The 14,670-nt window shown below is 57.4% G+C and carries 13 protein-coding genes; 12 read left to right on the top strand and 1 reads right to left on the bottom strand.

The genetic code is table 11. The annotated features are described in order from the left end of the window. The first annotated feature begins 134 nt into the window (after positions 1 to 134). On the top strand, positions 135 to 647 hold the full coding sequence (locus IG178_RS09170; protein WP_193212243.1) for a GbsR/MarR family transcriptional regulator: 513 nt from the start codon (positions 135 to 137) through the stop codon (positions 645 to 647). Between the two features lie 432 nt (positions 648 to 1,079). Here the strand turns inward: IG178_RS09170 and IG178_RS09175 are convergent, their stop codons facing one another. Beyond that, positions 1,080 to 1,430 (bottom strand): hypothetical protein, encoded by a 351-nt coding sequence (locus IG178_RS09175; RefSeq protein ID WP_193212244.1) that lies wholly within the window; start codon positions 1,428 to 1,430, stop codon positions 1,080 to 1,082. A gap of 633 nt (positions 1,431 to 2,063) precedes the next feature. Here IG178_RS09175 and IG178_RS09180 point away from each other — a divergent pair. From IG178_RS09180 to IG178_RS09230, 11 genes are all read left to right on the top strand, one after another. Next, complete coding sequence (locus IG178_RS09180; protein ID WP_193212245.1) at positions 2,064 to 2,696, top strand: hypothetical protein; 633 nt, start codon at positions 2,064 to 2,066, stop codon at positions 2,694 to 2,696. Positions 2,697 to 2,711: 15 nt separating this feature from the next. Then, positions 2,712 to 3,662, top strand: coding sequence for a glycosyltransferase (locus IG178_RS09185; RefSeq protein ID WP_193212246.1), 951 nt, complete (start codon positions 2,712 to 2,714; stop codon positions 3,660 to 3,662). A 37-nt stretch (positions 3,663 to 3,699) separates the two neighbouring features. Then, a complete protein-coding gene (locus IG178_RS09190) occupies positions 3,700 to 4,581 on the top strand; it encodes a glycosyltransferase family 2 protein (protein ID WP_193212247.1) in 882 nt (293 codons plus the stop codon). Next, positions 4,578 to 5,669, top strand: a complete 1,092-nt coding sequence (locus IG178_RS09195) for an acyltransferase family protein (protein ID WP_193212248.1) — start codon at positions 4,578 to 4,580, stop codon at positions 5,667 to 5,669. Before IG178_RS09190 ends, IG178_RS09195 begins: the two co-directional genes overlap by 4 nt. A gap of 58 nt (positions 5,670 to 5,727) precedes the next feature. After that, positions 5,728 to 6,957: a glycosyltransferase gene (locus IG178_RS09200; RefSeq protein WP_193212249.1), complete on the top strand. Its 1,230-nt coding sequence runs from the start codon at positions 5,728 to 5,730 to the stop codon at positions 6,955 to 6,957. A 134-nt stretch (positions 6,958 to 7,091) separates the two neighbouring features. Continuing rightward, positions 7,092 to 8,060, top strand: coding sequence for an SDR family NAD(P)-dependent oxidoreductase (locus tag IG178_RS09205; protein ID WP_193212250.1), 969 nt, complete (start codon positions 7,092 to 7,094; stop codon positions 8,058 to 8,060). 46 nt (positions 8,061 to 8,106) lie between these two features. Continuing rightward, positions 8,107 to 9,903, top strand: coding sequence for an ABC transporter ATP-binding protein (locus IG178_RS09210; RefSeq protein WP_193212251.1), 1,797 nt, complete (start codon positions 8,107 to 8,109; stop codon positions 9,901 to 9,903). A gap of 557 nt (positions 9,904 to 10,460) precedes the next feature. Beyond that, positions 10,461 to 11,072, top strand: a complete 612-nt coding sequence (locus tag IG178_RS09215) for an FkbM family methyltransferase (RefSeq protein ID WP_193212252.1) — start codon at positions 10,461 to 10,463, stop codon at positions 11,070 to 11,072. Between the two features lie 76 nt (positions 11,073 to 11,148). Then, complete coding sequence (locus IG178_RS09220) at positions 11,149 to 12,021, top strand: sulfotransferase domain-containing protein (protein ID WP_193212253.1); 873 nt, start codon at positions 11,149 to 11,151, stop codon at positions 12,019 to 12,021. A gap of 32 nt (positions 12,022 to 12,053) precedes the next feature. Next, positions 12,054 to 13,160, top strand: a complete 1,107-nt coding sequence (locus IG178_RS09225; protein WP_193212254.1) for a glycosyltransferase family 2 protein — start codon at positions 12,054 to 12,056, stop codon at positions 13,158 to 13,160. Then, on the top strand, positions 13,157 to 14,572 hold the full coding sequence (locus tag IG178_RS09230) for a Coenzyme F420 hydrogenase/dehydrogenase, beta subunit C-terminal domain (protein WP_193212255.1): 1,416 nt from the start codon (positions 13,157 to 13,159) through the stop codon (positions 14,570 to 14,572). Before IG178_RS09225 ends, IG178_RS09230 begins: the two co-directional genes overlap by 4 nt. The last annotated feature ends 98 nt before the right edge of the window (positions 14,573 to 14,670 follow it).

Here is a 14,670-nt window from a genome sequence, read left to right on the forward strand (position 1 = left end):
AGAATTCCACCATGCCCGAACCGAGGATGTCACCCCATGCCCTTTGCCCTCTGCTCCATGCTCAAAAGAACCTCCGGTTCTTTTGGTTCAGAAAAGCTTGAACCAATGGCACCCGCCGTGCTCTCTATCGCCCCGTGCCCGCCGCCTCCCCCAGCCTGGCCGACGCTGAAGTCCGCGAATCGCTCGCGGCCTACTTCTGTCGCATGGCGGACACCATCGGCCTGCCGCGTTCGGTGGCGTTGATCTATCACACCCTCTTCCTCGCGCCGGAGCCGATGAGTTTCGGCGACATCGTCGAGGCCTCCGGGCTCAGCAAGGCCAGCGCTTCCACCGGCCTCAAGTTCCTCGAGCGCATGCGCGGGGTGGAGATCGTCGTGGTCCCCGACGACCGCCGCACCTTCTACCGAGCCGAGCTCTCCGTCCGCCGCCTGGTCGGCGGCTTCATCCAGGAAAGCCTCCAGCCCGGCCTCGATGCCGGCCAGCGCCTGCTCGACGAACCGACCACCCGCCCCGAAAGCAAAATCACCCCCTTCCTCGCCGAGCGTCTCGAGAGCCTCCGCACCTGGCACCAACTCACCCGCGACCTGATCCCCGCGCTGGGCGTGCTCGACGGCAGCGAGGCAAAGGGCATGGCGCGTAGGGCATAGCATGGAAAACTTAAACCCCTCTGCTCTTAGCCCTCTGCTCCCTGCATCAACTTCCCCGTGATCCCCGATCACACCTCACCCCCCGATCCGCTCCCCAGGTTTTTCCGGCTCCCCCCGGAAATCGACCAAGGGCGGCAGCGTGCCGCGCGGCGCGAAGCGACCGGAAAGGCAGAGGGCATGGGGCAAAGAGCATAGGACTGGAGCTCAAGTCGTAGGCGCGCTGGTAACAAAGCGATCCTCTTGTCTTCCCTGAAAACTGACCACTGAAGACAAGCAAACTGCTGCCATCTCCGCGCTCAGCCCTCTGCCCTCTGCCCTCTGCGTGCCGCAGGCACCACCTTTCCCCAAAAAAGACCGCCAGCCCTCTCGGGCCGGCGGCCTGGGTCTCGCCGGTGCGGCGCATCCTGATCTTTCCTGGCCAGTCATGGCGCATCAGGCTGCGTCGGCATCGACGACATTCTCCGCGGCGTCCGGCGAAGCACGCTTGCGGGTCAAGCCGGTCCGCCGCTCGCTCTTCCGGACGTAGCCGAAAGCACGATACAGCTCGCCGTCGGGACCATGACCCGGCGTACCACGCACCGAATTGACCACGAGTTCGAGCACATTGGCCGCCTCCTGGTCGGCCATCGACCTCGCGGTCTTCTTGCCCTCCAGTTGCTTCTCCAAGGCGACGATCTCTTCCCGCAGCGCGATCGGCGGCGCGGTGGCCGCCTCGAACTCCGCGAGGGTCATCCCGGCAAACGCCTGATCCGGTGCCAGCTCGCGCCACGCGGCGCGAAACACCAGAATCCGATCAACGATCGTTCTCTTCAATCGAGGCATAATAGGTATCTCCTTATTGATGGTTTCTAGATCCCGCTTCCCGGCCTCGACCTGGCTGCCGTTCCACGAAATCCGGTGACACATCCATGCGCCACGCGCTGATTTTGAGGGATGTACGAAGAAATTACAATGTAATCATTCACATATCCTAACCTTTTTCGGCGTCTCACGGATTTCGCAAAAACATCAGCGACTCCGCGTGGATGTTTTTCAATAAATGGGTGCTGGATTGACCTGCTACTCCAGATTTCACGGAGATTCCCCCAGAAACTTCCAAATTTCCACATTTCAACTTTCCCAATTTCCGCTTTTCCCTCCCCATGCCCCGTTAGGGCAACTTCCCGCCCCATCCGGGCGCACCCCGTGCCCTCATCTTCCCGGCGCCTGCCCCGAGCCGCGGCCCGTTCCATCCGCCCGGATAATCGACCCGAGCATCCGGGCAAGCCACCCGCCCCGTCCGATCCCTCAAACGCCCTCACTTCCCGCAGCCACCGAACCCTCTTCCCGACGATCGGAAAAGTGGTGGGCCAATCCCGATACCCCGTCATCGCTCACTGCTCTCTCGGCACCCTCTTCCGCCTCGCGCTCTGCCCTATGCGCTCTGCCCTTTGCCTGCTCGCCTTCCTCGTCGGACTCGACGCAGCGATCGTTCATTGGCGGAACAGCGCTTCCGTCTCTGACGCCCCGGTCTGGTCGCTGCCAATGGCGGAAGCGGCGATGAAGGACACCGCGGAGGCGTCGAGATTCATCAAAGCTTACAAGGCGGATCGAGGGGCGGAGATGGGCCTGCGGGGGGGCGGAGGTGAGTCGGTCGCTTTGTTCTACTACGAATGGGACAAGATCCGCATTGGACCGGCTTCTGACATCGCGGGGCACGAACCCGAGATTTGTAACCAGGCGGCGGGTTTCAAATTTCTCGGTGCCGGAAAGCCCCGGACCTACCAGTACCCCGGGCATGGCCCGCTGGTTTTCGATGTCACGCGCTTCTCGTCCCCGGCTGGCAACGTGATTCATGTCTACAAGGCCGCGTGGTTTCAAGGACTCGGCTCCTGGAACATCCGCTTGAGCGCCGATCGATTGGCCCGCATCAGGGCGTCTTTCACCCAAGCCGAAGGCGCGGCCCGGGTTATCGAGGGCGGGGTTTCCGAGGTGGAGAATGAATCGCAGGCCTGGCGGGTTTTCGAAAGCACGGTTCTTGAGGAAATCGAGTGGCAAGCCGGACCCTGAACTGCCGATTCCCCGGTGCGATTCTCCGTCATCATCGCAGCCCGGAACGCGGCGGCAACGTTGGAGGAAACGCTGGACTCCATCCATCGCCAGGAGTTCCGTGACTTTGAAGTGATCCTGGTCGACGACGCGTCCACGGATTCAACCGTTCAACTCGCGGCGCGGCATCCCCTCGAACCAACGCTCGTGACCCTGCCGCTCGCGGCCGGGCCGGGTAGCGCCAGGAATCACGGAGCCCGGCTGGCCTCCGGGGACTATCTCACTTTTCTCGATGCCGATGACTTCTGGTTTCCGTGGACCCTCTCCGTACTTGACGAGGCCATCCGGGCCAATCCCGGGTCGTCTTTCCTCGCTGGCAGAGCGAAGCGGGGGAGCGGCGGGTTTCCCAATCCCGGAGGCGGGCGTTCAGCCATGGAAGCGGTCCGGTTCAGCGACTACTTCGAAACTTCGCCCCGGCATCTGTGGATCGGCGTCGGTGGAACGGCGATCGAGCGGTCCGCCTTCAACCTCGCCGGCGGTTTCGCGACCTGGTGCGGCAACGGCGAAGACAGTGATCTCTGGCTGCGGCTTGGCAAAACGCCAGGATTCATCGAACTCAAATCGCCGGAGCTCTTTTACTACCGCGCCACCGACGACAGTCTCACCCGCCGGCCGGATCGGATTGCCGCCGGCTGCCGAGGTCTCGTCGGGAACGAATCGCAGGGGCACTATCCGGGAGGCGTGGAGTCCAGGCGCAGGCGCTTGACCCTGATCACCCGCCACACCCGCTCTGCGAGCCTTGAGCTTCTCCGCCATGGTCGCCTGCGCGAGGCCGTTGATCTCTACTTGTCGACCTTCCCATGGAACCTGTCGCTTTTCAGGCTGAAGTACCTCGCCGGTTTCTGGCTCGTGTGGGCGAAGCACCCGTTGAAAACGGCACCAGGCGGTCCATTCAGACCGACCCCACCATCCCGGCCCGTGGGCTGAATCGAGAATCCCGGCACCTGTAATCGCCGCATACCTCATGCCGCAGGCAAGCATCGTGATCGTGACCCGCAACCGCCGCGACGAACTTCGCCGGGCGCTTCTGTCTGCGGCCCGGCAGGACGGAGGCCATGAAGTGATCGTGGTGGATGATGCTTCCGATGACGGATCGGCGGATATGGTCGGGAAAGAGTTTCCGGACTTCCGCTTGATCCGCTCCTCGCGCGCGATGGGTTACATCGTCCAGCGCAACCGTGCGGCACGGATGGCCCGGGGAGAGTTCATCGTCTCCATCGACGACGACGCCGAGTTCTCCTCCCCCACCATCGTGAACGAAACGATCGGGCTGTTCACGGATCTGCCATCCGTGGGTGCGGTGGCAATTCCCTACAGCGATGGTCCCGACCACGTAAGGGAATTCCAGCGGGCGCCGGACCACGAGAATTGCTGGATCACGGGCCAGTTCATCGGCACCGCCCACGCCTTGCGCCGAGACCTCTTCCTGCAGCTTGATGGCTACGATGAACGACTCATCCATCAGGGCGAGGAGCGGGATTTCTGTCTCCGCATGCTTGCACAGGGATTTTTTGTCCGGCTGGGAACCTCGGCGGCGATCCGCCACCATCGCTCGCCCCGTCGCGACCTGCGGCGCATGGCCTACTTCGGCCGGCGGAACGATGTCCTGTTCGTGTGGCGTCACGTGCCGTTTCCCCAGGTGATCGGACGACTCCTCGGCACCCTGCTTCGCGGCTCGATCCGGGGGCTGTTTGACGGAACGATCGCGACCACTCTGAAAGGAATCGCAGCGGGACTCACGGACATCATTGGCGGTGCCGGGAGACATCCCGTCGGGAGGGATTGCTATGCGAAATACAGGCAGTTGCGGGGCGGCACCATCACCGTCTTGCCAGGGAATCCATGAGCCTCCCCCATCAGGCTACAACAACGGGAAGCCCCGGCACGCGGTCCGAATCCCGGCTCGACTGGATCGATATCCTGAAAGCAATCGGAATCGTCCTGGTTGTCATCGGGCACTGCAAAGGATTTCCAGGAGTCCCCAACAAGTGGATCTTCACCTTTCATATTCCGCTGTTCTTTCTTGTTTCGGGATTCCTTCTGTCGGGAGACTTGAACAAGGGAGGCTTCACCGTCTTTGCAAGACGCAGGCTTCTGCCGTTGCTTCGTGCCTATCTGGTGTTCGGTCTGATCGGGATTGTCTTCTTCACACTGTTCGCCAGGTTCAGCTTCTCGACCCGGATTCCGTGGCCAGAGGCCGTCACCGAGCGCTTCATCGCGTTGCTCCATGGGAGCGGGACCATCGAGGGACCACTCAGGATCCGTCCGATTGTGCTCTGGTTTTTTCCGGCCCTGATCTTGGGTCTCGCCACATGTTTCATGCTCTTTCGCTTGCCGAGCCCCCGGGCTCGGTCCCTGGCTTTTGCAGGAACCGGGGCCCTCGCCTGGCAATGCCGGGATCTTGCGTTGCCTTGGGAAATCGAGAGTGCGCTTGCTGCCGTTCCCATTCTTGGGTGTGGATGCTTCCTTGCCCGTCATGCAGGCGTCCTGAGCTGGCTGCAGGGGATCCCGATCTGGGGGATCGCCGCCCTCTTGGTGATTGGGAGCTGGGTCGCGATGGGGGCGGACTCGACGCCTGACTTCCGCAGCTCCTCCGTGGCGAGTCCACTTCACACGATTCCGGCGGCCGCGATCCTCTTGACCGGATTCATTGCACTCGCAATGCGACTGCGTGCATGGCGGTGGGTGCGGGCCCTTTCGGCAGCAACACTGGTGATCTTCCCGCTCCACACGATGGTGTTCATGTTGATTGACGGAATCACCAAGCGTTTGCCAATGGTCCCACCCGGGTTCATCGACTCCCACGCGGTCTACGCGATCGGCAAAACAGCCGCAACCCTGGTCATGCTGACATTGATTGCTCCCCGAATCAGCCGCTGGTTGCGCCCGAAGGCGAATTTCATCGCAGTGCCCGGGACGACTTTGTCTCGATAGTATGCCTCCCGAATTCCCTGAGCCGGGAAGTAAGGTCAGCACTCCCTCATTGGGGCGCATGGTTATTCACTTCACCCACCTCCGACCGTATCACTTGGCACGTTTCAAATCGGCCGAAGATGCCTTCTCCGGAACTGGAATCGAGGTCCAGGGCTTGGCGCTGGTCGATGCCTGTGGGGATCTACCCGCAGATCTCCCGATCGCCCGGCCATCGCGGGCTCCGCTCATCCTCTTTGCCAACCAAGAGCCGGGAAGGCTTGAAGCCTGGTGTTCGACGATCCTGGCAATGGACAAGCTGCGTCCCCGTGCGGTGGCCATCTGCGGCTACGCGACGCCTGACGCCCTCGCCTGCCTCTGGTGGTGTCACCGGAATGACGCGAAGGCGATCCTGATGACCGAGACCCGTGAGCAGGACGGACCACGCCCCTGCTGGAAAGAGTGGGTCAAATCAAAGATCGTTCGCCGCTTCAACGGGGCCCTGTGTGGAGGATCCGAAGCGCGCGCCTATCTTGAGAAACTCGGCATGCCGGCCAATCGGATCAAGGAGGGCTACGACGTGGTCGATAATGACTATTTTGCCAATGAAGCACAAAGGCACCGGAACACCGACCCACCGGTGGCCCCCTATTTCCTCGGCTCCGGTCGATTTATCCCCCGCAAAAACTACGGCTTCCTCATCGAGGCCTACGCTGCCTACGTCAGGCAGTCTCCAATCAGCAGTCCACAATCGGCAATTTGGAACCTCTGCCTCCTCGGCGACGGCGAACTCCGTGAGCAACTCATTGCCCTGTGCCACCACCTCGACCTGAACGTCATCGAATCCGCCCCTTGGGAATCTTCCCCGACCTCTGACTCTTCGTTTCAGTTCTCAGGTCCCAGCGTTTCAGCTTCTTCTTCCGCTACCGTCTTCTTCCCCGGCTGGCGTTCCCACGCAGAGCTCCCGCGCTTTTACGCCCACGCCGGTGCGTTCGTCCATCCGGCCATTTCCGAGCCCTGGGGGCTGGTGGTGAATGAAGCAATGGCCGCGGGTCTTCGTATACTCATCAGTAACAACACGGGCGCCTCAACAATTCCGACTCTGTGTTCGGATTACGGGCAACTCTTGGACATCGCTACCCTTGAAAGTGCGTCTCTGCAGCTCTCCAACTTTGTCACGAGATTTGAGAACTCAGGGAATACCGATTCTCACCTGTTACCGCCCAGACTGATTAATCCCGCTACGACTCCCGCCTTTGGTGAGGGGTTGGGCGATCTGCTGAACGTTTTGAGGAAAGGCGCCGCGCTTTAAGCCCATGGTGGTTCAGGAATCCTTGAATAAATCGCAGAATCGCAAGGCGTGCGAGAATTGCCTGCCACTTTGCACCGCAAGAAGTGACGCGAGCCGGAGCTAAATTTTGTTCAATTTCACCCTATTTGTTTCAAATGACCCTACTTGTTACTGGTTGTGCCGGATTTATTGGAGCTCGAACTGCTCAGCTAGCACTCGATGACGGGCATGAGGTCGTTGGTCTCGACAATCTGAACGATTACTATGATCCACTCCTGAAACGCCACCGGCTCGAAGGCCTCCTCGCCAACAAGAGTTTCCGATTCCTCGAGTTGGATATCGAAGACGGAGCCGCTTTGGAGCGGGTCTTTGCCGTGCGGCACTTCGATGCGGTCATCAACCTGGCGGCGCGGGCAGGAGTCCGGGCCAGCATCGAACTCCCCCACCTCTACATGCACACGAATACCGTGGCCACGCTCAACCTGTTGGAGAGGATGGCGCGGTACAACGTTCCGAAATTCGTGATCGCGTCGACCTCGTCCCTTTACGCCGGGCTACCAATGCCCTTCACAGAAGACGCTTTGGTCACCCGGCCCATCTCGCCCTATGCGGCAACCAAGCTTGCAGCGGAAGCCTTGGCGCACGTCTGGCATCACCTTCACGGGATCGACGTCTCGGTCCTGCGATACTTTACCGTCTATGGCCCGGCCGGACGGCCCGACATGGCTCCCTTCCGATTCTCCGAGTGGATTCGCCGCGGCCAACCCATCACCCTCTACGGGGACGGCACCCAGACCCGGGATTTCACCTACATCGACGACATTGCCCGCGGAACATTAGCGGCGCTAAAGCCACTCGGTTACGAAATCATCAATCTTGGCGGTGGCAATACTCCTGTCACGGTAAATGCCATGATCGAAGCTCTCGAGCTCCATCTCGGCCGGCCGGCGGTCATCCAGCATGAGGCATTTCAAAGTGTGGACATGAGAGATACCTCAGCCGAGATTGGAAAAGCCCGGACGCTGCTGGGCTGGGAACCATTGGTGCCACCTGACGAGGGGTTCCGAAAAACCGCCGAATGGCATCGCGCTGAGCATGCATGGTTGGACAAGGTCCAACTCTAGACGAAGGGGACCACATTTCTAGGCAACGTCCTTTCATTTCCATTTCATGCGTTCATTTTTGCATAGTTCGGTCGAGCTTGTACGCCGTGTCTTCTTCCTGGCCCGCCCCTACGGACGAAGAAAATTGGGGTTTGTCTTCGCTCTATCGCTGGCTCAAGGGGTCTTTCAAGTTCTGGGCGTCACTTCAATTTTCCCCTTTCTCGCCCTTGCTGCGGATCCAGGCAAGATCAGGAAGTCCAAGATTGGCGAATGGATTCTCAATCATTTCCCCCCGATGAGCGACGGACAGCTCCTGATTGCAGCGGGACTACTTGCAATCGGAATGCTCCTGCTCTCGAATGTCATCAACCTCGCCTCGGATGTGGGCCGTGCCCGCTACGCTCGGAGCTTCGGGCACTGGCTGAGACTTGGCTTGCTGAAGAAAATTGCAGGTCGGCCCTATGGCGACTTCCTCACTCAGAACTCCGGGGTGCTGCTGAAAAAGGTAAGTCAGGATGTAACCCAGTACATCACCAGTGTGCTGCTTCCGCTTCTGGATGGATTTGCCCGTGCTCTCACCGTGCTATTCCTGTTGCTGACGCTCCTGGCCATCAATCCATCGATTGCCATCGGGGCGGCAATCGTTTTCGGATCCTTCTATGGTCTGGTGTTTCGACTGCTGGGCAAGCGACGGCGGGAAATGACGAGAGGCATGAAGGCGGCGAACCGTGGCATCATGCGGGAAGCCCAACAATTGCTCGGCGGAATCAAGCCAGTCAAAGTCCATCGCGCTGAGGACCACTTCTTGGATCGATTCAGGACCCACTCCAGAAAACAGGCGAAACTGATGGCCTGGATGCCTATTTATCAGAATGGTCCACGCTATTTCATCGAGCCTTTGGCTTTCGGGGGGGTGGTCTTCATCGCAATCATCTCGGCGGCACGTGGTGAAAATCTAGTGGCCTTGCTCCCTACCTTGGGGGTCATGGCGCTGGCAGGCTACCGCCTTCTTCCCGCCATTCAACTTCTCTACGCACAGCTCACCCTATTGAGTACGGCCCGTCATTCTCTCGATGAAGTATTCGACGAGTTCATCGAGATTGAACGAGCCACCGAAAAGGAGCCAAAAGGAAAGCATGGGCGTTTCAGTTGTCCCCCGCCAATGCAGTGGAATCGGGAAGTCAGCATTGAGAACCTCACTTTCCAATATCCCGGGAGTTCCAGGCGGATTATTGACAATCTAAGCCTGCGCATCCCGAAAAACAGCGTCGTAGGGATCACGGGCCAAACAGGATCTGGAAAGTCGACCTTTGTTGATCTGGTCCTCGGACTCCTCGTGCCAACGGGTGGTGTCATCAAGGTGGATCAAACTCCTCTCAGCAAAGAGATTCAGCGGGCGTGGCGGGGTGGGATTGGCTACGTCCCCCAGGACATCTTCCTCATCGATGATAGTATCGCTGCCAATATCGCATTTGGGATCCCCAAGGAAGAGATTGACCCCGAGCGGCTACGCGAGGCAGCCGCCGCCGCCCAGATCCTCGTGCTTATCGACAACGAGTTAGAAAAGGGTTGGGACACGGTCGTCGGCGAACGGGGGATCCGCTTGTCAGGTGGCCAAAGACAGAGAGTCGGTCTGGCACGCGCTTTGTATCATCGCCCTTCTCTGCTGATTCTCGATGAAGCCACCAGCGCCCTCGATACAGAGACCGAAGCCGAAGTGATGAAGGCCATCGAAAGCCTTCACGGAACAGTCACGATGCTGATTATCGCCCATCGACTGAGCACGATCGAAAAGTGTGACTTCAGAATCGAACTTCAAGCTAAGTCAACGGATATTGTCGTGAACTCGTTCATCGACAGATGATTGGAAGTGAGCGACCTGCATTGTTTTCAAGTAAAAACAGAGTCGCTACCGCTTTTAGATACTTTTCTCCCACCTCAATGAAAGGCGAAAATTTTGTCCAAAACTTAAGTTATATTTTCGCCCATTGGGAAGAACAACCAATCAATTTTGGCACAGTATCCGACTCCCCGCCTGATCAATTAACCACGGCAAGATAAGCGTCTCCAGTATTCGTCTATCATAACTTACCTTGGCTCTTCGTAGGCCGATAATTCGTGCTCGCGTCAATTTTCAAAATAATTCACTGAGTGTATCAAATAAAAAACAACTACGATGATACCATCCAGGTGCAATTTTAGAATGTATGTCAGCTCGGAACTCCGAAGAATTGCCCACCTACATCTTAAAACAAATAATGATATCGAGTATGCGAAGAGATATACAAGGATATCCAAGTATTCAAGAGGTCGTCTGAAAAGTCGCTGAAGGTAGAGTTCGACAGCGCGATAGGGCTCTTCCGAGTTGTAGATAAATCCGGTTCGATTGCTGTAGCTCGAAGGGCTCGCCTTGACATGCAGATGAAGGGGCTCGCCGAGAGGCAGTCGGAACTCGCCCAAATATACTTGCAGAACTTGGTGGATATTTCGGAAGACGAAATTGTTCTAGATTGTGGGGCTCATATCGGTGAATTTGGTCTGCATTGTTCCCGGAAAGGGGCTAAAGTCTTCGCGTTTGAGCCAGACCCGACCGAATTCAGAGCGCTCAAGATCAATTCTAAGGACACGGGCATCACACCGATCAATCGAGCATTGGCGGCCACATCAGGAATTCTGGATTTTTACGATGCAAATAACAAAGGAGACTCTTCGCTTTTCAACCCCGGCAATGATGCCTCCCACATACGGGTGAATTCAACCACGCTCGATTCGTTTCTTTCTGAATACTATCCAGAAGGGCCGATCAAGCATCTGAAGCTAGAAGCGGAAGGTGCGGAGCCGGAGATCCTAGAAGGCGCGCGTGGGTCGTTAAAGCGTTTCCACTATATTGCGGCGGCCGGAGGACCGGAACGGGGAATATCCCACGAAACGACTTTGGCTAAGATTACAGAAAGACTCCATGACAATGGGTTTCCAATGATTGGGTTTGGTGCTCGCTACTATGTTGGACTCTCTAAAAATAAGAGTATTTAGTCATGGCTGGAACAAGGCGGCAGTTACATAAATGTCAGCTCAGGTCTGCCTTGCTAATTTCGTAAATAATATACATATGAAATATATTGGCGATAAAAATGGTCTTTCCCTGTATGCGCGTGTGGAGAACAAGATAAGGTTCAATATCAGAAAGGCGACATGGCGTCTTAGGTCAGACCCAAGTTTTTTGATCGTTGGAGTGCAGAAAGGTGGGACTAGCAGCCTTCATAAATATTTAGTTCAGCATCCTTCAATAGCCCAGGCAGTAATCAAGGAGGTTCATTTCTTTGACGGCGGTCTGGATCCCTCGTGGAACAAGTGGGAAGATGGCATGAAGCTGTATAAGAGTTACATGCCACTCAGGATGAGATCGAAGGGAATGCAGATTTTTGACGCATCCCCCGACTACATTTATCATCCGGAGGCGGCACGCCGTATTTTTGGTATCTACCCGAAAATAAAACTTGTTATTCTCTTGAGGGATCCGGTAGAGCGGGCAATTTCTCACTACTTTCATGAGGTGCGGAGAGGTAGAGAGACCCTGTCTCTTATGGCGGCTCTGGAGGCTGAGGAGACCAGAGTCGACCCCTCATACCGGGCTCAGGACTTCAAGCGTCGCGAGTGGAACTGCTTTTCATACAAACGAAAGGGTCTTTATGCGCAGCAAATCAGGGAATACTTCAAGTATTTTGATCGTGACTCCATCCTAATCAAAGAATCGGAGGAGTTGTTTGAGAACCCCGGCAAAATAGTCGGTGAAGTTTGTAGCTTTATTGGGGTTAAGAGTGAAGATCTACGGTTGGACTTTTCCCCGAAGGGGGTTGGCACCAATCGTCTCGAAAGTTCTGAAGTCGATTCAGCAAGAAAAATGCTGAGAGATATATATCGCGAACCAAATCGGGATCTTGAGGAGTTGCTTAAGATGAAGTTTTCCTGGGTCATGGATTAAATATTATTTAAGCTTGCTTCCAAGGTGTATTCATGTCTGCCGAACGAGTTAGTGAAATGAAAAATCAAACTTTGAAGGACGGTCTCGTTAGTATTATTGTGCCGTGCTACAATGTTGATCTGTATTTGGAAGACTTCATTGCCTCGATCATTGCTCAGACCTACGGCTCTCTAGAGGTTATATTAGTAAATGACGGGGCGACTGATAGCACCGGTCAGATGTTGCGGGAGGCGGTCCCAAGACTTCAGGCTGAGGGCTATACCGTTAAATTGGTTGAGCAGTCGAATAGGGGCCTTGGGGGTGCAGTGGATACCGGGCTCAAGCACTTCACTGGTGAGTTTCTTACTTGGCCCGACCCTGATGATTGGCTGTTGCCAAATTCTATCGAGCGTCGGGTGCAGTTGATGCGTGAGAATCCCGATATTGGTTTGTTGAGATCGAATGCCAAGTTGCTGATCGAAGCGACTCAGGAGTTTGACGGGCATTTCATGCCCCTAGACGTTCCGCCGCGCCGCCCGGTGGAGCTATTTGAGGACTTGTTGTTCCTTCGGGGATTCTATGCTCCCGTCTGCCATTTCGTGCGTAGCAAGATGTTCCTGAAGGTGCATCCCGATCGCAGTATTTACTTCACCGCGGTATCGTCGCAAAACTTCCAGTTACTGGTGCCGGTGGTTGAGGTATTTCCGGTGCTTCAGGTATCTGAGCCATTGGCGGTATACCGTGTTCGTGAGGATTCGCGCTCGCGCGCACCAAATAGGACCCGCGAAAAACTGATGGCGCGTTTTGATCAGCTTTTGGATCTAACGCAGCACACGCTGCCGAAGCTTAGAACCTACCGGCCGGACGCGATGGCGCGCTTGATGAATTATCATTGGCGGAACCGAATGCTGCCAACGGCCTTTCGGGCCGCTATGAAGGACAGGGCCACTGAATTGGTCGAATGCAGCGCACTGCCAGCTTGGCGGAAAGCGGCAGCCAAGGCGCTGATCGCGATTCGTTGCAACGGTGCTTTTGAAGCGATCGACGGCAGAACCAAGCGGGTGGCTTCCCGCGGGCTCGCGCGCGGTTTCGATAGGCTGGTCCGACTGCCGAAAAGCCAAATGAATTGGGGAGCAGATCCACTATGGGCACAGGCGTGACAGACGGAGGCGAACTGAAGAAGGTCGTGGTCGGCGGCTATTGTGTGGGTTGCGGGGCCTGCGCCGCACTGGATCCGGCTATCCAAATGCGGTTCGACGATATGCAGCGCTTGGGGGCCGTGCTGCCCGTTGATCGCAAGCCTAGCCTGGCTGCCGCGCAGTCCTGCCCCTTCGGTGATGGCAATCCCGACGAGGATGAGATCGCTCAGGGGCTGTATGCCGATCCTGAGATCCGACAGGACCAACGCATTGGTCGCCACCTCAAGACATTTGGCGGATGGGTGGAGGAGGGTGCGTTCCGCGAACGGGCATCCTCTGGGGGGATCGGCACTTGGTTGCAATGCGAGTTATTGTCCAAGGGGCTGGTAGATTCCGTCCTCAATGTTGCCGAGGTCGATGTCGCCGGAGGAGAGGCACCGCTTTTCAGTTTCACCGTGGCACGGACCAGGGACGAGGTGGTGGCGAATGCGAAGACACGATATTACCCGATCGAGATGTCCGAGGTCCTGCGCTTCGTCTTGGAAACGCCCGGCCGCTACGCAGTGATCGGCGTGCCCTGTTTCTGCAAGGCCCTGCGGTTGGCGACCCGCCAATCGCCCGAGCTGGCGGATCGGCTGCACTTTGTTCTTGGCATTGTCTGCGGCCATCTCAAGTCAGGTGCCTTCGCCGACTCGCTTGCTTGGCAATGCGGTATCACACCAGACGAGCTGACCGGGATCGATTTTCGTAGCAAGTTGGCCGCCCGGCCGGCCAGTCGCTACGGCGTCACGGTGGAAGGGCTGCGGGATGGTGAGCCAATCACGCTGACTCGGCCCATGGAGGGGCTGGTGGGAGCAAATTGGGGGCACGGCCTGTTCAAATACAAGGCATGCGAGTTCTGCGACGATGTGCTCGCCGAGACCGCCGACGCCGTCGTGGGAGATGCGTGGTTACCGGAATACGACGGCGATCACCGGGGAGCAAACGTGGTGATCGCACGGAGTCGAACGATCCTCGAGCTGCTGGAGGCAGGGGCCCGGGAGGGCCGCCTAAGATTGGACATGCTGACGGCCGACCAGGTGGCCGCGTCTCAGGCCGGTGGCCTACGTCATCGCCGCGATGGCTTGAGGTACCGGCTCAAAATGGTTGATGATCAGGGGGATTGGCGCCCGCGCAAGCGGGTCGAACCTGGGGCCGATCATCTCAGCCCGAGCCTCCGCAAGATTCATCGCCTTCGTTTCGAACTGGGCCAAAAGAGTCATGCCGCTTTCGAGCAGGCTCGAAAAAGCGGAGACTTGAATGAGTTCCTCGGAGTGATGTCGCCGCTCATCGCTCACTACGAGAGCCACATGCACCCGTCATTGTTTCGCCGATGCGTGAATTTTTCGCTCCGCAAGGTGTTGGCGCTCCGAGCTCGCTTTAGTCGTGCCTAGTGCCCCCCGATAGTAAAAGAGATTTTCACGATGAGTATCGCTACATTTACTTCCCTAGGTCCTCCGCAGTCTATTGGCACTGCTAAGCCCTTTCTCTT

This window comes from Neoluteolibacter marinus (assembly GCF_014904755.1).
Classification (GTDB): Bacteria; Verrucomicrobiota; Verrucomicrobiia; order Verrucomicrobiales; family Akkermansiaceae; genus Haloferula; species Haloferula marina.